At 71.1% G+C, this 16,629-nt stretch carries 14 protein-coding genes and 1 riboswitch; of the genes, 7 read left to right on the forward strand and 7 right to left on the reverse strand.

Features of this window, described 5'->3' with window-relative positions; genetic code table 11:
• Positions 1 to 20 precede the first annotated feature (20 nt).
• Complete coding sequence (locus ACFPQ9_RS31080) at positions 21 to 1,247, forward strand: cytochrome P450 (RefSeq protein ID WP_380860785.1); 1,227 nt, start codon at positions 21 to 23, stop codon at positions 1,245 to 1,247.
• Here the strand turns inward: ACFPQ9_RS31080 and ACFPQ9_RS31085 are convergent.
• Genes ACFPQ9_RS31085 through ACFPQ9_RS31100 form a run of 4 tightly spaced genes read right to left on the reverse strand, consistent with a single transcriptional unit; the run spans position 1,228 to position 5,557 of the window.
• Positions 1,228 to 2,130, reverse strand: a complete 903-nt coding sequence (locus ACFPQ9_RS31085) for a sugar phosphate isomerase/epimerase family protein (RefSeq protein WP_380860788.1) — start codon at positions 2,128 to 2,130, stop codon at positions 1,228 to 1,230. The two genes, ACFPQ9_RS31080 and ACFPQ9_RS31085, sit on opposite strands and share 20 nt — an antisense overlap.
• The gene (locus ACFPQ9_RS31090) at positions 2,127 to 3,143 is read right to left on the reverse strand and encodes a Gfo/Idh/MocA family oxidoreductase (protein ID WP_380860791.1); all 1,017 of its coding nucleotides are present in this window, start codon (positions 3,141 to 3,143) and stop codon (positions 2,127 to 2,129) included. The genes ACFPQ9_RS31085 and ACFPQ9_RS31090 overlap by 4 nt, the downstream gene beginning before the upstream one ends.
• 12 nt (positions 3,144 to 3,155) lie before the next feature.
• Positions 3,156 to 4,583: a sugar porter family MFS transporter gene (locus ACFPQ9_RS31095; RefSeq protein ID WP_380860794.1), complete on the reverse strand. Its 1,428-nt coding sequence runs from the start codon at positions 4,581 to 4,583 to the stop codon at positions 3,156 to 3,158.
• 11 nt (positions 4,584 to 4,594) lie between these two features.
• Complete coding sequence (locus ACFPQ9_RS31100) at positions 4,595 to 5,557, reverse strand: TIM barrel protein (RefSeq protein WP_380860797.1); 963 nt, start codon at positions 5,555 to 5,557, stop codon at positions 4,595 to 4,597.
• Between the two features lie 208 nt (positions 5,558 to 5,765).
• Here ACFPQ9_RS31100 and ACFPQ9_RS31105 point away from each other — a divergent pair, with 208 nt between their 5' ends.
• Positions 5,766 to 6,770, forward strand: coding sequence for a LacI family DNA-binding transcriptional regulator (locus ACFPQ9_RS31105; protein WP_380861320.1), 1,005 nt, complete (start codon positions 5,766 to 5,768; stop codon positions 6,768 to 6,770).
• Positions 6,771 to 6,836: 66 nt separating this feature from the next.
• Here the strand turns inward: ACFPQ9_RS31105 and ACFPQ9_RS31110 are convergent, their stop codons facing one another.
• The 3 genes from ACFPQ9_RS31110 to ACFPQ9_RS31120 all read right to left on the reverse strand — a co-directional run bounded on the left by ACFPQ9_RS31110 (position 6,837) and on the right by ACFPQ9_RS31120 (position 11,058).
• Complete coding sequence (locus tag ACFPQ9_RS31110) at positions 6,837 to 7,841, reverse strand: substrate-binding domain-containing protein (RefSeq protein WP_380860799.1); 1,005 nt, start codon at positions 7,839 to 7,841, stop codon at positions 6,837 to 6,839.
• 251 nt (positions 7,842 to 8,092) lie between these two features.
• Positions 8,093 to 9,676 (reverse strand): C40 family peptidase, encoded by a 1,584-nt coding sequence (locus ACFPQ9_RS31115; protein WP_380860802.1) that lies wholly within the window; start codon positions 9,674 to 9,676, stop codon positions 8,093 to 8,095.
• A gap of 8 nt (positions 9,677 to 9,684) precedes the next feature.
• Positions 9,685 to 9,858, reverse strand: a riboswitch (cyclic di-AMP (ydaO/yuaA leader).
• A gap of 141 nt (positions 9,859 to 9,999) precedes the next feature.
• A complete protein-coding gene (locus ACFPQ9_RS31120; RefSeq protein ID WP_380860805.1) occupies positions 10,000 to 11,058 on the reverse strand; it encodes an NAD-dependent epimerase/dehydratase family protein in 1,059 nt (352 codons plus the stop codon).
• 632 nt (positions 11,059 to 11,690) lie between these two features.
• Between ACFPQ9_RS31120 and ACFPQ9_RS31125 the strand changes: the two genes are divergently transcribed.
• The 5 genes from ACFPQ9_RS31125 to ACFPQ9_RS31145 are packed head-to-tail and all read left to right on the forward strand — an operon-like array spanning position 11,691 to position 16,605.
• Positions 11,691 to 13,556 carry a phage tail sheath family protein gene (locus tag ACFPQ9_RS31125; RefSeq protein ID WP_380860808.1) on the forward strand — a complete coding sequence of 622 codons (1,866 nt, stop codon included), beginning with the start codon at positions 11,691 to 11,693 and terminating at the stop codon, positions 13,554 to 13,556.
• A 33-nt stretch (positions 13,557 to 13,589) separates the two neighbouring features.
• On the forward strand, positions 13,590 to 14,114 hold the full coding sequence (locus ACFPQ9_RS31130) for a phage tail protein (RefSeq protein WP_016434446.1): 525 nt from the start codon (positions 13,590 to 13,592) through the stop codon (positions 14,112 to 14,114).
• Between the two features lie 27 nt (positions 14,115 to 14,141).
• Positions 14,142 to 14,870: a T4 family baseplate hub assembly chaperone gene (locus tag ACFPQ9_RS31135; RefSeq protein ID WP_380860811.1), complete on the forward strand. Its 729-nt coding sequence runs from the start codon at positions 14,142 to 14,144 to the stop codon at positions 14,868 to 14,870.
• Complete coding sequence (locus tag ACFPQ9_RS31140) at positions 14,863 to 15,606, forward strand: hypothetical protein (RefSeq protein ID WP_380860814.1); 744 nt, start codon at positions 14,863 to 14,865, stop codon at positions 15,604 to 15,606. The genes ACFPQ9_RS31135 and ACFPQ9_RS31140 overlap by 8 nt, the downstream gene beginning before the upstream one ends.
• 45 nt (positions 15,607 to 15,651) lie before the next feature.
• Positions 15,652 to 16,605 (forward strand): Pvc16 family protein, encoded by a 954-nt coding sequence (locus ACFPQ9_RS31145; protein WP_380860817.1) that lies wholly within the window; start codon positions 15,652 to 15,654, stop codon positions 16,603 to 16,605.
• The last annotated feature ends 24 nt before the right edge of the window (positions 16,606 to 16,629 follow it).

Genomic DNA, 16,629 nt, shown 5'->3' on the forward strand with positions numbered 1-16,629 from the left:
GCCAAGGGGAGGAGCTTGCGATGACCACGCGGCGGACGATCGCGCCGGAAGAACTCGGCACCCTGAACCTGGCCGATCCCCGGCTGCACGCCGAGAGCGATCTGTCCGCCGTGTGGCGCCATCTGAGAGAGCGTCAGCCGGTGTACTGGAACCCGGCGACCGAAACGGCCCCCGGCTTCTGGGCGGTGACCCGGCACACCGACGTCACCGCCGTCTACCGCGACAGCGCCCGCTTCACCTCCGAGGGCGGTAACGTCCTGGAGACGCTGCTCGCCGGCGGAGACACCGCGGTCGGGCGCATGCTTCCGATCATGGACGGGGAGAAGCACGCCGGACTGCGCCGGGTGCTGATGTCGGCGTTCTCGCCACGGGCGTTGGAACCGATCGTGGAGAGCGTGCGGCGCACGGTCACCCGGCTGCTGGGGGAGGCGCTGGACAAGGGCAGCTGCGACTTCGCCGCCGACGTGGCGGCCGGCATACCCCTCGGCGCGATCTGCGACCTGCTGGGCGTGCCCGACCGCGACCGGGCCCATGTGCTGAGCCTGACCTCCTCCGCGCTGGGCTCGCACGAGGCCGACAGCACGGCGGCGGACGCCTGGATCGCCAAGAACGAGATCCTGCTCTACTTCGCCGAACTCGCCCGCGACCGGCGCGACAGCGGCCACTCCGACGTCATCGCGCTGCTGGCCGGCAGCGAGGTGAACGGGCTGCCGCTGGACGACGACGAGATCATGCTCAACTGCTACAGCCTGATCCTCGGCGGCGACGAGACGGCCCGGCTGTCCATGGTCGGCGCCGCTCTCGCACTGCTGGAACACCCCGACCAGTGGCAGGCCCTCAAGCGCGGCGACGCCCCCGTCGACACCGCCGTCGAGGAGATCCTGCGCTGGACGACCCCCGCCCTGCACGCCGGGCGCACGGCGACCACCGACACCGAGATCGGTGGCCACCCCGTGCGGGCCGGCGAGATCGTCACCGTCTGGAACGCCTCCGCCAACCACGACGAACTGGTCTTCCACGCACCGGGCGAGCTGCGCCTTGACCGCACCCCCAACAAGCACGTCACCTTCGCCTACGGCCCCCACTTCTGCCTCGGCGCCCATCTGGCCCGCGCGGAGACCGGCGCCGTACTGGCCGGACTGCGCGACCTCGTCGCGGAGATGGAGCAGACGGGTCCCGCGAGGCCCGTCTACTCCAACTTCCTCAGCGGCTACGGCGCCCTGCCGCTCACGCTGAAGGCCGCCTGAGCCGCCGTACCGCCTGGGCGGCCAGCTCCTTGCGGATGCGGTCCAGCATGAACGCCGAGGACTCCTTCGCCCGCTCCTCCCAGGCGAAGACGCAGGCCGTGGCGACACCGTCGAAGTCCAGCTCGCGCAGCGTGCCGAAGAAGGCGTCCCAGTCGACCTCGCCCTGTCCGATGTCCAGATGCTGGTGGATCCGGGCCGCGGTGCCGGGCGGGTTGAGGATGTAGCGCAGGCCGGAGGAACCCTTGTGGTTGAAGGAGTCCGCGATGTGCACATGCCGGAGCTTGTCACCGGCGTAACGCATCATCGCCGCGATGTCGGCGCCGGCCTCCGAGGCTCCGGACAGGTGGAAGGAGTGCGGGGCGCAGTACAGGTAGTTCACCCAGGGCCTGTTGATCGCGCGGACCAGGTCGACCGCGGGGGTGTTCTCCTCGCAGAAGTCGTCGGGGTGTGCCTCCAGGTTCAGCGCGATGCCCTCACGCTCGAACACCGGGAGCAGCTCCTCCAGGGAGCGCCAGAAAGCGGCCTCGCTCTCGGCGGCGCGCTCGGGGCGGCCGTTGAACTCGCTGTTCATGAGCGGACATCCGAGGTCGGCGGTGATCTCGATCATCCGCTTCCAGTAGCGGACGGCCGCCTGCCGCTCCGTCTCGTCCGGCGAGGACCACTTGTACAGCGGCAGTACGGAGGACAGCTGGACGCCGTGCGTGCGCAGGGCGTTCTTCAGCTCCGCGATCCGGGCGTCGTCGGCGCGCGGGTGCAGGAAGAACGGCATGAAGTCGTCACGGGGCGACAACTCGATGTAGTCGTAGCCGAGTTCGGCGACCGTGCGCACCATCTCGTCGATGGGCAGCGCACGGAGCATGTACGGGTCGAGGGCGATCTTCACGCGGCACCTCCGTAGAAGGCGGGACGGGGCTTGAGGTCGGTGGCGACGACACGGCCCGACCGGAGGGCCTCGACGGTCGCGGCGGTGATGACGGTCGCGGCGTAGCCGTCCCAGGCGGAGGGCCCGGTCGGCTCCTCCCCGGCGGCGATGCCCGCGATCCACTCCCGGAACTCGGTGTCGAAGGCCTCGCGGAAGCGACCCACCCAGTCCGTCAGGACCTCGGTGCTGTGCCGCGCGGCGGTGCGTACGCCGACGGCGGCGGGGTCGGGCAGCCGGGCGAGGCCCTCCTCGCCGACCGCCTCGCACTGGATGTCGTAGCCGTACTGGCAGTTGACGAAGACCTCCAGGTCGATCCGGACGCCCTTGGCGGTCTCGAACAGCATGATCTGCGGGTCCTTGAGATGCGCGAACCGCCTGCTCGTGGCGCGCGGGGCGATCACCTGTGTGGAGACGATCTCGTCGTCCAGCAGCCAGCGCAGCACGTCGACCTCGTGCACGGCCGTGTCGAGGGCGGCCATGTCGGAGGTGTAGGACTCCGGGACGGTCGGGTTGCGGTGGGCGCAGTGCACGATCAGCGGCTCACCGATCCGGCCGGCGTCGATGACCTGCTTCAGCTGCCGGTAGCCGGCGTCGTAGCGGCGCATGAAGCCGACCTGGACGAGGCGGCGGCCGTGCGCCTGCTCCGCCTCGATGATCTTCAAGCAGTCCTCGGCGGTCGTGGCGAGGGGCTTCTCGCAGAACACCGGCTTCCCCGCGGCGATCGCGTCGAGCACATGCTCGGCGTGGGTGGGGCCCCAGGACGTGACAAGGACGGCGTCCACGTCGTCGGCCGCGACCACGGCGGCACCGTAGGGCAGCACCCGGGCGCCGACGGGCGCGGCGGCCACCGCCGCGCGGGCCCCGTCGATGTCGGTGATCGCCGTGACCCGGGCGCCGGTGACGGTGTCCGTCAGGCGCTTGATGTGCTCCTTGCCGATCCAGCCCGCGCCGATCACGCCTATACGTACAGTCATGGTTCTCTGTCCTCACCAGGAGAAGCGCGCCCGGAGTTCGGCTTCGAGGGATTCGAGCGAGCGGCCCTTCGTCTCCGGGACGTAGAGCTTCACGAAGGTGAGCGAGCACAGGCCCGCCACCACGAACAGGAAGAAGGTGTGGGAGACCCCGATGCCGGACACCAGCGACGGGAAGACCAGCCCGATCGCGAAGTTGGTCAGCCACAGCACCACGGCCGCCACACCCATGCCGAAGCCGCGCATCCGCATCGGGAAGATCTCCGACAGCATCAGCCAGGTCACCGGCGAGATCGCGCCCTGCTGGAAGGCGAGGAAGGTGACGGTCATGGCGAGCACGGCGTAGGCACGGCTGTCACCGGCCGGCAGCAGCAGGGAGAAGACGCCGATCAGCAACAGGGCTGCGGTGGTACCGATCTGACCGATCATCAGCATGGGGCGCCGGTTGACCCGTCCGAGCAGACAGATGCCGACGAAGGTGGCCAGTACCGAGATGACACCGTTGGCGATGTTGGCGGTCAGCGCGCTGTCGGAGGCGAACCCGGCGTCGGTGAGGATCTGAGTGCCGTAGTACATGATCGTGTTGACGCCGGTGATCTGCTGCACGATCGCGATGCCGAAGCCGATGAACATCAGCCTGCGGATCCACGGGGTGGCCCTCATGTCCTGCCGGCCGCCGAGCCGCTCCTGCTCCTCCTTGACGGCGAGCGCGGACACCTCGGCGAGCTCCGCCTCGGCGCGCTGCTGCGACCTGACCTGCTTGAGCACCTCAAGGGCCGCGCCGAAGCGGGCCTGGGACGCGAGCCAGCGCGGGCTCTCCGGCATCACCAGCATGCCGAACCACAGCACGACGGCCGGAACCGTGGCGACGACCAGCATCCAACGCCATACGCCGCCGGACTCGCCGCCCACCCGCGCGATGACCGCGTTGGAGGTGAACGCCAGCAACTGACCGCTGACGATCATGAGTTCATTACGGGTGACCAGCGCGCCGCGCCGTTCGGCGGGGGAGACCTCCGCGAGGTAGACCGGCACCGTCACCGACGCACCGCCCACCGCGAGGCCGAGCACGAACCGGGCGACGACCATGACGGCGGTCGTCGGCGCCAGCGTGCAGGCGAGCGCGCCGATGAAGAACAGCACCGCGAGGACGAGGATCGTACGGCGTCGGCCGCGCGCGTCCGACAGCCGCCCGCCGACGACGGCACCGAGCGCCGCGCCCAGCAGCAGCGAGCTGGTGACCATGCCCTCGGTGACCGCGGTCAGACCGAGATCGTCCGTCATGTACGGCAGGGCGCCGTTGATGACGCCGGTGTCATAGCCGAAGAGCAGTCCGCCGAAGGTGGCGATGACGGTGATGAGCCGCAGCCGGCGGGAGACCGCGGGCGGGGCGTCCCGGGTGACGGCGGCGGGGGTGTCGGCCGTGGTGTTCCGGACATCCATGGGCCGCCTCCTCACCGGTGACCGGGTGTCTCGAGAGCGGGGCGGCGCGTCCCGGTCAGACCGCAGCCCGCCAGGTGCTCACGCGTTCCCACGGCGATGGGCAGCGGCACCTCGGGCGCGCACGGGTACAGGTCCTGCTCGACGATCACGAACAACTCGGCGTCCAGCCGTGCCAGTTCGGCCACGACATCCGCGGGACTCGGCACCCCCGCGGGCGGCGAGACACACACGCCCCGCCTGACCGCCTCGCCGAACGACAGGTCCTCCGCGGCGACCTGGGCGAGGACGTCCGGGTCCATCTGCTTGATGTGCACGTACCCGACACGCTCACCGAACCGCCGGATCAGGTCGACGTTGTCCCCGCCGCCGTAGGCGACGTGCCCGGTGTCCAGGCACAGGTTCGTCCAGCGGGAGTCCGACTCGTTCAGCAGCCGCTCGATCTCCGGCTGGGTCTGGATGTGGCTGTCGGCGTGCGGGTGGATGACGAGACGAACGTCGTAGTCGTCCAGGAGCAGCTTGCCGAGCCGGTCGGCGGCCTTGCCGAAGCCCGCCCACCGGTCGGCGGTCAGCACCGGCGACTCGGTGAACGCGCCGGTCCTCTCGTCCCGGTACATGGGCGGGATGAGGACCAGGTGGTGGGCGCCGGCGGCGGCCGTCAGCGCGGCGACCCGGCAGACATGGACGAGCATGTCGTCCCATGCCTCGGGGCGGTGCAGCGCGCCGAAGGCGGTACCGCCGGAGACCTTCAGACCGCGTGCGTCGAGCTCCTCCGCGAGTTGCCGGGGGTCGGTGGGGAGATAGCCGTACGGCCCGAGCTCCAGCCACTCGTACCCCGCCTCGGCGAGCTCGTCGAGGAAGCGGGTGTACGGGACCTGCCGGTCGTCCTCGGGGAACCACACGCCCCACGAGTCGGGGGCCGAGCCCAGGCACAGGTTGCCCGCGGTGGTGCGGAGCGAGGTTGGCGCCGTTGCCATGACAAGTCCTTCGGGGAGGGGACGTCAGGGGTGGTGTCCACGAATCTTCTGTCGCGCTCTACTAGCGCGCGCTAGTGCGAGTACGATGACCCTGGTCCAAATGTCATGTCAATAGCTTGTTGCTGGGAGACTTCGAGACCTGGCTCGGGTGAACGACGTCGAAGCTGGGGGTTCACAGGTGGATGCGGCAGGCCGGCAGCGGCCCACGATGGCGGACGTCGCCGAGAAGGCGGGCGTCTCCCGGGCACTCGTCTCGATCGTCTTCAGGGGTCTGCCCGGTGCAGGCAGCGAGACCCGGGAGCGGGTGCTGCGCGTCGCCGACGAGATCGGCTACCGGCCGGACAACGCGGCCCGGCTGCTCGCCCGGGGCCGCAGCCGCACGCTCGGCGTGATGTTCATCGTCCACCAGACCTTCCACACGGATCTCATCGCGGGCATCTACCCGGAGGCGGAGCGGCTCGGTTACGACGTGCTGCTCTCCGGGACGACGCCAGGCCGCGGCGAGGACAAGGCGATCGAGGCCCTGCTCGGCCACCGCTGCGAGGGCCTGATCCTGCTCGCCCCCGACGCCGAGCCCGGCTACCTCGACGAACTCGGACACCGCGCCGCCACCGTCTCGGTGGCCCGTCGTGCGCTCGGCGCCCATGTGGACTTCGTGCACAGCGCCGAAGGCAAGGGGGTGCGCCAGGCCATGGACCACCTCGTGGAACTGGGCCACCGCCGGATCGTGCACATCGACGGCGGGCGCGGCCCCGGCTCGGCCGAGCGGCGGCGCGCCTACCGGGCCGCGATGCGCCGGCACGGGCTGGAGGCCGAGCAGCGGGTGATTCCCGGCACCCACACCGAGGAGTCGGGCATCGAGGCGGGCCGTCTGCTGCTGACGGAACGCGACCGGGGGCTGCCGCTGCCGACAGCCGTCCTCGCGGGCAACGACCGTTGTGCGATGGGCCTGTTGATGTCCCTGACGCGCTCGGGCGTCGATGTCCCGCGCGACCTGTCCGTGGTCGGCTACGACGACAGCCATCTCTCGCACCTGATGCCGATCGGCCTGACCACCGTCCGCCAGGACGCGGTCCTGCTGGCCGAGCACGCCGTGCGCTTCGCCGTGGAACGGCTGGAGGAGCCCGAACTGAAGCCGCGCGAGGCCGTGTTGGACCCCAAGCTCGTCGTGCGCGGCACGAGCGGGCCGGCCCCGCAGGAGCCGGCCCGCTGACGAACAACGGCGGGGCCGACCGCGCCCCGTCGCGGTCACGGCCGGCCCCGCCTGCCCTGTACGCGCCTAGCGCGTGCCCTTCGCGGCGAACTCGGCGACCGCGTCGACGTTGTCCTTGGTGATGAACGCGGGCCCGGTCAGCACCGGAGCACTGCCGCCGCCGCTGAAGTTGCCGTTGGTGCGGTACAGCCACAGCGAGTCGACCGCGAGGTAGCCCTGGAGGTAGGGCTGCTGGTCGACGGCGAACTCGACCTTGCCCTCCTGGACCGCCGTGACCAGCTCCTTGTTGAGGTCGAACGTCGCGACCTCGGCCTTCGCCGCCGCGTCGGACACCGACTGCACCGCGGTCAGCGCGAAGGGCGCGCCCAGCGTGACCACCTGGTCGATGGAGGAGTCCTGCTGGAGCTTGGCGGTGATCGTCGACTTCACGGACGGCATGTCGGTGCCGTTCACATAGAGGTTGTCCGTCTTGCCCTTGAACCCCTTCTTCAGACCGGCGCAGCGGGCCTCCAGCGCGACATGGCCCTGCTCCTGGATGACACACAGCGCGTGCTTGGCGCCGGTCCGGTTGAGCCGCTCGCCGAAGGCCGCGCCCGCGATGTTCTCGTCCTGGCCGAAGTACTCGAGCATGCCGAGCTCCTTCCAGTCGTCCAGGCCGGCGTTGAAGCCGACGACCGGGATGCCGGCCGCCGTCGCCTTGGCGATCACTGCCTTCATCGCGCTCGGCTTGGCCGCGGTCAGGGCGATGCCGTCGACCTTCTGGTCGATCGCGTTCTGCACCAGGTTGGCCTGATTGCCGGCGGCCGGGTCGCTGGAGTAGACGAGCTTGACGTTGTCCTTGGCGGCGGCGGCCTCTGCGCCCTTGCGGATCAGGTCCCAGAAGGTGTCACCGGGAGCCGCGTGAGTGATCATGGCCACCGTCATCCGGGGGGTCGTGGCCTTGCCCGCCGAGGCGTCCGCGGTGCCTTCCTCGGACTTCTTCCCGCCGGAGCCGCTGGAGCATCCCGCGGCGAACAGGGTGGCCGCCAGGGCGGCGGCCGTCAGGCCCGCGGCTCTGTGGTGTCTGCGCATGTCCCATGCACCTCGCTGTGCTGATCGGAGCGACTGGAGCGCTCCACTAGCGCGCTCTAGTGGCAGGAACTATGGAGCCGCCCGCAGATGATGTCAATGGTTTTGTCAGGACGTATCGACAAAGCCGAGGTGGAAGGGCGTGTCAACCGGTGAGGCGGGTGCCGGAACCGGGAGCCATGGAAAAGCCCGGGTCCGCACGACACCACCCCGCCTCCGAGGAGACGGGGTGGATCGATGGGGTCGGCCGAGGCTCAGGCGGGCCGTATCGCGCTGTGGATCGCCGACTCTCCGGCGTAGTGGATCGACTCCTCGCGTACGAGCGCTCCGGGTCCCGGGGCGTGGATCATCATGCCGTTCCCGGAGTAGATCCCGACGTGACCCACGTGGAAGAGGACCAGGTCACCGGGTTCGAGACCGGTGAGGGCGACGCCCTGACCCGCCGTCGCCTGTTCCGGCGCCGTGCGTGGGAGCGTGATGCCGGCGGCCTTCCAGGCGGCCTGGGTGAGGCCGGGGCCGTCGAACGCCTCCGGGCCGGTCGTGCCCGAGACGCAGGGTCTGCCCAGCTGTGCGCGGGCGAACTCCAGGGCCCGGATGGCTCGGGTGTCGTGCGACGCCGTCGATGTCACAGCCGTGCCGGCGGTGGCCGGCGGGGTGGCGGCCGGTGGCGTGGCCATGGTGAGGGTGCCGAGGTGCGGGTCCGTGATGGTGACGGGGCCGGGGGCCGCGGGCGTCGGTGTGGTGAGGGTGCCGAGATATGGGTCCGTGACGGTGGCCGCGGGCGTGGGCGTGGTGAGGGTGCCGAGGTAGGGGTCCGTGATGGTGGTCGTGAAGGGGTCTGCCGTCGGCGCCGGGGCTGTCACCGGCGGGGCCGTCGCCCCGGGCGGGACGGTGGTGAGGTCGGCGGCCGACTGCGCCTGCAGGGCCTGCCAATGGTCATCGGCGGAGAGCTGGGGCCGGGCCGGCGGCGTGCCCCAGGTGTCGGTCGCGGTCAGCGCGGCGATCGCCGTCGGCGGGGCGCTCTGCCGCGTGGCGTACAGGGACAGCAACTCGCGGGCCCGGTCGAGCTTGCGCCGGTTGTGCTCCTTGGTCGTCCGCAGTGAGGCCCGCGTCTGCGGGGCGGCCGCGGTGTCGACGGCCGGGACGGCGGCGGAGGGCGAGGTGGTCGACGCGGGCAGGGCGGGGAGCGTCGGGAGGACCTGGGTGGCCTGAAGGTCCGCCGACGGGGCCCCGGGCACGGCCGGCAGCGCGGCGAGGGGACCGGCGGTCAGCTCGGCGACCAAAGCCGCCCCGCTGCCCGGACCGGACGTCAACTCCCGGACCGGGGCGGCGGGCAGCTCCAGCGGGGCGCGACCGGTCGACTCACGCGCCGGGGCGAGGTCCCGCACCGCACGCGCGGGCCTGCGCCCGACGGGACGTTCCGGTGTTCTGTCGCTGGGCAGCGCGGCCGGCACGGTCGGACCCAGCTTTGCACGCGCGACGTCGAACCACTGACGGGTGACGTTGTCGAGCGCGGGGTCGCCGCGCCTGTCCTCGCCCGCCCGGGTACCGGCGGACGCGGTTCCGGCGTCAGCCGGGCGGGCGCCTCGCTTGCGCGGGCCCGTCGACGAGGCGCGGGTGGCGTTGAAGGTTCCCGAGTCGGTCTCGGCCCGGTCGTAGAGGGAGGTGATCCGGCGGCTTACTTCCTCACGGCTGGGTGCTTCGTCCGAGGACGAGGGGGCGGCGCCCGCCGTCTGGCCGAGCAGCGCCACCGAGGTGAGGGCCGCCGACGCGAGTGCGGAGTTGCGCATGCCGGGCAGGCTGAGAGCCCCCGGCCGCGCGGTGCCTTCCGGCGCCATGGGCGACGTACTCCTTCCGTACTCCGCCTACCGAGTTAGCTGACGGGTTCGGGCGGTCGGTTCCGGAAGGTGTGCCCTACGGCCGCGCCCCGAAGGGCGGTCGGCCGATTCACCCCAAGTTCGGTTGGGTCCCCGGCTCCGGTGAACCACTTTGAGCGCACCGGACTCGGCGGAGGCCGCGCGTCCCGGCGGGGTTCGCCGGAGGTCGTCGTGCGGCCTGATCCGTAACCTAGCCAACTTGTGCGTCTCCCGTGAAGGTTGAGGCGCCAAATGTCCGATACGTTTTTGTGACCTTCGACGCTCGCGGCGGTGCGGTGGCCCGTTCACTTCACGGTGCGCCGGCGCCGCCACGCTTCGTAATGATCGAGGACCGTCTGCTCGATCGGGCGGTAGGTGATGCCCAGTTCGCTCACGCTGCGGCTGTTGTCCACCCGGAACCGGATGCCGAGGTGTTTACGGATGTAATCCTGCGTCAGGCCGAAGGCGGGGCCGAGGATCCGCACCGGCCAGTGCGGGAGCGCGGTGCGCGGGAGCCGCAGGTCGCGGGGGTACCGGGTCCGCACGATGCGGGACATCTCGTGGAACGACGTCATGGTCTCGGCGGCGACGATGTAGCGTCCCTTCGCGTCCGGGTTCTCGGCGGCGGCGATGTGTGCGTCGGCCACCTCGCGTACGTCCGCCGTGGTGAAGCTGAAGTCCGGGGCGCCGTAGAAGAAGTAGCCCTTGAAGAGCTCCTGGAGCAGGAACAGGCTGCCGGACTCGGAGGCGGGCGTCAGGGACGGGCCCAGGATCAGGCCGGGGTTGACCGACACCAGGCGCCAGCGGCCCTGGGCGGCCTCCGCGTCCCGGGCGGCGCGTTCGGCGACCGTCTTGGCGTAGTGGTACGGGTTGTTCTCCACGGTGCTGGTGGTGTTGAAGTACCGCTCGGAGAGCACCTCGTCGTCCATCCTCAGGACGTCCGCGTAGTCGCCGAAGATCGTGCCCACGGTGGAGGTGAGCACGACCCGTTCCACCGTGGGTGTCCGCTCGACGGCTGCCAGCACATTGCGGGTGCCGAGCAGGGCCGGGTCCACCATGTCCCGGCGGCCGTCCTTGATCTTCTCCGGCATACGGAACGGCGACGCCACGTGGAACACCGTCCGGCAGCCGGTCATCGCCTCGTCGAAGGCGCCCTCGGTCAGCAGGTCCGCCTCGAACAGGGACAGCCGACCGGGGTGCGCGTCCTGCATCTCCCGCAGCGGCCGCACCTTGGACGTGGCGGCCGTGCTGCGCACGGTGGCGTGAACGCGATCGCCGCGCTCCAGAAGCCGATGCACCAGATGGCTGCCGACGAACCCACTGCCACCGGTCACCAGCACGGCTGCCGAACCGTCCGAGCCCACGCCCTCACCCCTCACTTCGTGCGGTCGGGGTCACCTTATGGCGCGGCGTCACCAGCACGGCAGACGAGCTGGGCCGGATCGCCGTTGCATCGACGGGACCTGTTCGACGTAAGGGTCGGCTCCAGGGGGCGAGGTTGACGGGTGGATTCACGTCACCCCGGGAAAACCGGCCAAGGAGGGTTGTGTGCGACTGGGGGAGGTCGCACGTGCGTGCGACCAGTCGAACGCCGCGAGAAGGGGCCTTCACCGTGCTCCAGGGCTTGATCGGCACCCTGCCGCACGATCCGCTGTGCAGGATCTGTGAACCACCTGGCCGGGGCGCGCAGGCATGGTGTGCGGATGCCGCGAGGGCGCCTTCACCAAACCCCCTCCCTGGGTGGCCGGAAGGCGCCTTGCTCCGTCAACTTCGCACGCAGCAAGGTGGATTGAGCACTTGAGCATCAGGAGTCACAAGCGCGTTCTGCTTGGCCCGGGCGACCGACAAGCCCGGGGTACAGACGGGGGAACTGATGCGGTGCGCGTCTTGGCGTCGCCCGTGTGGGGGGCGTCCGCGCGCTCCGGAATGGGAATGTCTCCCTCCGCCATCTCTTGGTGCATTTGTCCGGTGCCCAAGACAGGGAGTAGGAGGGGGAATGCCGATGAGCGCGGTGAGCGCCGCCAAGCCGACGTATCCCGGCGTCTACGTCGAAGAGCTTCCCAGCAGCACCCGTACGATCTCGACCCTGACCACGTCCGTGACGGCCTTCGTGGGCCACACCCGGCGTGGTCCGCTCAACGAGCCGGTACGCGTCACCAGCTTCGCGGAGTTCGAGCGCCGCTTCGGCGGCCTGAGCGCACAGAGCGCCGTCGGCTACGCGGTCCACCAGTTCTTCGGCAACGGCGGCACCGTGGCGGTGATCGTCCGAGTCGCCAAGGCAGGCAGCGGCAAGGCCGCCTGCGTCACCCTCAAGTCCACCGAGGGCCACAGCGAGGGCCCGGTCCTCGAGGTGCACGCCAAGGAGCCCGGCGTCTGGGGCAACGGCCTGCGCGTCGCCGTCGACCACGACACCCCGTGCCCCGACGAAACCTTCAACCTGCGCGTCTACGACGCCAAGGGCGACGCCCGCGAGAGCTTCACCGGCCTCTCCATGGACCCGGCGAACGGGCGTTACGCGCAGACCGTCATCAACGCCGGCTCGAAGCTGATCCGCGTCGAGGCCGTCGGCGAGGGCCGTCCCGACCCGTCCGGAACCGTCTCCAAGCCGTTCGGCGACGAACTGCCGAACCTGGAAGTCGACCTGACCGTCAAGATCGGCGAGGTCGAGCGCGAGTTCAAGCTCTACGACCCCGACTGCGACGGAGAAGCCCCGTGCAGCGTCGCCGAGTTGGCGCTGCTCCTGGAGCGCAAGCTGCGCGCCCTGCCCGACGCGCCCGGTAAGCACGCCTTCGCCGGCGCCGAGGTCACCGCCTTCGGCCGCCGTGTCCAGGTCGTCGCCGGCTCCACCGACCCCGAGGACGTCGTCCGCTTCCTCGGCGAGTGCGCCAACGACCTCGGCCTGGAGGCGTCCGTCAACCCGCCGGTCTTCCCGCTGGAGGGCGGCGAGGACGGCGAGGCGCCGGGACCGCGCGACCTCATCGGCTCCGAGGGCGACAAGTCCGGCATCCAGGCGCTGCGCGGCATCGCCGACGTCAACCTGCTGGCGCTGCCCGAGCTGGCGGCGTACGAGAAGGTCGAGGACGCCCTCACGGTCATCTCGGCCGCCCAGCGGCTGTGCGCCGAGCGCCGGATCTTCCTGCTGGTCGACGCGCCGAGCACCTGGGTCAGCGTCGACACGGCACGCGCAGGGCTCGCCGCCTTCGACGCCGTACGTGGCAACCACGCGGGCCTGTACTTCCCGCACCTCCAGCTCACCGACCCGCTCACGGGCCGGCTGCGCTCCTTCCCGCCGTCCGGCGCGGTCGCCGGCGTCATCGCGCGCACCGACTCCGAGCGCGGCGTGTGGAAGGCCCCGGCCGGCACCGAGGCACGGCTCGCGGGCGTGCACTCGCTCACCGTCAACCTGACCGACCGCGAGACCGGGCTGCTCAACCCGCTGGGCGTCAACTGCCTGCGCACCTTCCCGGTCACCGGACCGGTCGTCTGGGGCGCACGCACGCTGGAGGGCTCCGACGCGCTCGACAGCGAGTGGAAGTACGTGCCGGTGCGCCGCCTCGCGCTGCATGTGGAGGAGAGCCTCCAGCGCGGCCTGCAGTGGGTCGTGTTCGAGCCCAACGACGAGAACCTGTGGCAGCAGATCCGGCTCGCCGCCTCCTCGTACCTGCACACCCTCTTCCGCCAGGGCGCCTTCAAGGGCGGCACCCCGCGCGAGGCGTACTTCGTCAAGTGCGACAGCGACACGACGACCACCGAGGACATCGAGAACGGCATCGTCAACGTCCTCGTCGGCATCGCACCGGTCCGCCCGGCGGAGTTCGTGATCGTCAAAATCCAGCAGACGTCCGGGCAGTTCGCGCTCTAGGCGCGGGGAATCGTGGAGAACTGAAGGAATCCGATGGCTGAGTTCACGGTCAACGCGCATCGCTTCGACCCCTACAAGAACTTCAAGTTCCTGGTCCTGTGGGACGGTCGCACGGTCGCGGGCATCAGCAAGATCAGTCCCCTGAAGCGGACGACGGAGGTCGTCAAGCACCGCCACGGCGGCGACCCCTCCTCGCCCCGCAAGTCGCCGGGCCGCTCCGAGTTCGAGGGCATCACCCTGGAGCGCGGCGTCACCCACGACCCCGAGTTCGACCGCTGGGCCAACAAGGTCTGGCAGGTCGGCGCGGGCCTCGGCTCCGAGGTGTCCCTGGCGGACTTCCGCAAGGACATCGTCATCCAGGTCCTCAACGAGGCCGGCCAGGTCGCCGTCTCGCACAAGCTGTACCGGACCTGGCCGAGCGAGTACCAGGTCCTCGGCGAGATGGACGCCAACGCCAACGCGGTGGCCATCCAGTCGCTGAAGCTCGAGTGCGAGGGCTGGGAGCGGGACTACGAGGTGCCCGAGCCGGAGGAGCCCTCCTTCCTCAACCCCGCTTGAACAACGGGTAGTTAGAGGGGGGACGAGATGGCGATCACCGGGGCGGCCGAGCTGCTGGCCACCTGGGAGGCGGGCCTCGCCGAGGCGACGACGGGGCGCGCCCTGCTGCTGCACCGCACGGCACGCCCGGACGTCGACGCGACGACCCTGCCGGTGCTGCCGGTGGGGGAGCGCGAGGCCGACCTGTTCGCGCTGCGCCGCGCCCTGTTCGGGGAGCGGATGCAGGTGCGGCTGGGCTGCGCGGCGTGCGGCGAGGACATGGAGTTCGACCTGGACGCCGGGGAGTTCGCCCGGTCTCTGGGCGGACCGGGCGACTCGCTCGTGCGGGTCGAACAGGACGGCTGGGACGTGGAGTTCCGGCTGCCCGGTGTCGCCGACCTGACCGCCGCGGCCCGTACGGCGGACCCACGGGCCGCCCTGCTCGCGCGCTGCCTCGTCTCGGCGGCGCGCGACGGGTCCGCCGTGGCCGCAGGTGACCTGCCCGTCCCGGTCCAGCGCCGGATCGCCGAGGCCGTCGAGGCCGCCGACCCCGGGGCCGACGTGACGCTCAACATCGCCTGCCCCGAGTGCGGCGCGGCCACCCGGGCCGAGCTGGACATCGCCTCCTACCTGTGGACCGAACTGGACGCCTGGGCAAGGGACTTGCTGCTCGACGTCCATCTGCTCGCCACGTCGTACGGCTGGAGCGAGCCGGAGATCCTGGCGCTCAGCCCGCTGCGGCGCCGCTACTACCTGGAGCTGTGTGCGGATGTCTGACACCGAAGGGGCGCCGGTGCCCGACTTCCTCGACCGGCTGATCGCCCGGCACGCCCCGGCCGGTGCCACCGGTCCGCGTCGGGACGTGGTGCGGGTACGTCCCCGGCTGCCCGGCCCGTTCGAACGGGTGGAGGCGGTACGGGGCACCGCGCCCGACCCCGACGAGGGCTCCGACCTTTTGTGGCCCGCCACCCCACCGGCGGACGTACGCCAGATCCCGGCGCCGCGTCCGACACCTCCCGCCACCCGGCTGCACACGGACCGCGAGCGGACGGTCGTACGCACCGAACACATCCCGGCCGACCCGGCACCCCGGCCCGCGGCCCTGCCCGAGGTGCCGTTGCTGCACCCCGTGGCACCGGTCGAGCCCGGCCCCCGGCCGGCACCGGAGGCCGTGCCGCGGGTGGCGGGCCGAGGGCGCTCCGAGCGGGGCGCCACCCAGAGCGCGGCGTTCGTGCCCATCCCCCCGGGCGCGGACGCCGCCACCCCCGCCGCCGTGTCGACCCCCCTGCGGCCCAGCGCCGCTGACACGGCGGCGGCCCGGGACGCCGTACGACAGGCCGCCGCCCGGCGCCCCGGCAAGGCGCCCGAGCAAGTGGTCCAGGTGCAGATCGGACGCCTCGAGGTGACGGCCGGACCGGCACCGTCCGGCGGCGGACGGCAGCGGACGCCCGCGACGGGACGTACGGGAGCGACCTTGAGCCTGGCCGACTATCTGGCGCGCGGGCGGGAGTGACATGACAGACCGAGGAACTGACTTCATGAGCGAGGAACCGACTTCATGAGCAACGCACTCGCCATCGCCCATGTCACCCAGGCCCTCGCCCTGCTGCTGGAGAACAACGTGGGCCCGGAGTTCGGTGAGGCCGTCAAGGTCGAACCGCGCAAGCCTCCGGCGGAGGCGCCGGACCACCCCACCATCAACGTCTTCCTGTACCAGGTCACACCCAACACGGCGATGCGCAACAACGACCTGCCCACCCGGGCGTCGGACGGCACGCTGGTCAAGCGGCCGGCCGCCGCGCTGGACCTGCACTACCTGATCAGCGCCTACGGCGACGAGACGGAACTGGTCGGGCAGCGGCTGATCGGAGCCCTCGTGCGCACCCTGCACGAGATCCCGATCCTGCCGAAGGACGTCATCGAACAGGCCGGTGAGCGCCCCTATCTGACAGGTAGTGATCTCGCGGAGGCGGCACAGCGGGTGCGGTTCACGCCCACGGTGATGGACGTCGACGAGACGTCGAAGCTGTGGGGGATGCTCTACCAGACGCCGTACTCGCTGTCGGTGGTCTACCAGGCGTCCCTGATCTTCATCGACGGGCGCGAGACACCGGTGCCGGGCAAGCCGGTGGAGCGGCCGGAGGTACGCGTTCTGCCGTTCGGAGCGCCGGGTGCGCCCGTGCCGCCGGGTGCGGGCGAAGAACCGGGCTCGGCTGACGGAGTGTCAGTCAATGGTTCCGGCAGGGCGGATGACGCCGACGCACCAGGGGCCGGACAGGACCGGGCGGCCACCAAGGCCGTCGCCAGGACGCAGGCGAAGGCCCCGGCCAAGGCGCCCGCCAGGACAGCGGCGGCGACACCCGCCAAGTCCGCGGCCAAGGCACCCGCCAAAGCACCTGCCAAGTCCTCGGCACGCACCCGCAAGCAGGGGCAGACGAACCGGCCGGCGAAGCCGGGCAGTCCCGAGCACGGCGCGCGGCCGGACGGCGGGGCCGAAGGCGCCGAGAGCTGAGACGGGATGGGAACGACGGGGGCA

It is taken from the genome of Streptomyces coerulescens (assembly GCF_042657965.1).
Classification (GTDB): Bacteria; Actinomycetota; Actinomycetes; order Streptomycetales; family Streptomycetaceae; genus Streptomyces; species Streptomyces coerulescens.

Bases quoted from the DNA above. Each gene is read 5' to 3' on its own strand.
- ACFPQ9_RS31080 (WP_380860785.1), top strand. From the start codon at position 21: ATGACCACGCGGCGGACGATCGCGCCGGAAGAACTCGGCACCCTGAAC.
- ACFPQ9_RS31090 (WP_380860791.1), bottom strand. From the start codon at position 3,143: ATGACTGTACGTATAGGCGTGATCGGCGCGGGCTGGATCGGCAAGGAG.
- ACFPQ9_RS31095 (WP_380860794.1), bottom strand. From the start codon at position 4,583: ATGGATGTCCGGAACACCACGGCCGACACCCCCGCCGCCGTCACCCGG.
- ACFPQ9_RS31100 (WP_380860797.1), bottom strand. From the start codon at position 5,557: ATGGCAACGGCGCCAACCTCGCTCCGCACCACCGCGGGCAACCTGTGC.
- ACFPQ9_RS31105 (WP_380861320.1), top strand. From the start codon at position 5,766: ATGGCGGACGTCGCCGAGAAGGCGGGCGTCTCCCGGGCACTCGTCTCG.
- ACFPQ9_RS31110 (WP_380860799.1), bottom strand. From the start codon at position 7,841: ATGCGCAGACACCACAGAGCCGCGGGCCTGACGGCCGCCGCCCTGGCG.
- ACFPQ9_RS31115 (WP_380860802.1), bottom strand. From the start codon at position 9,676: ATGGCGCCGGAAGGCACCGCGCGGCCGGGGGCTCTCAGCCTGCCCGGC.
- ACFPQ9_RS31125 (WP_380860808.1), top strand. From the start codon at position 11,691: ATGCCGATGAGCGCGGTGAGCGCCGCCAAGCCGACGTATCCCGGCGTC.
- ACFPQ9_RS31130 (WP_016434446.1), top strand. From the start codon at position 13,590: ATGGCTGAGTTCACGGTCAACGCGCATCGCTTCGACCCCTACAAGAAC.
- ACFPQ9_RS31135 (WP_380860811.1), top strand. From the start codon at position 14,142: ATGGCGATCACCGGGGCGGCCGAGCTGCTGGCCACCTGGGAGGCGGGC.
- ACFPQ9_RS31140 (WP_380860814.1), top strand. From the start codon at position 14,863: ATGTCTGACACCGAAGGGGCGCCGGTGCCCGACTTCCTCGACCGGCTG.
- ACFPQ9_RS31145 (WP_380860817.1), top strand. From the start codon at position 15,652: ATGAGCAACGCACTCGCCATCGCCCATGTCACCCAGGCCCTCGCCCTG.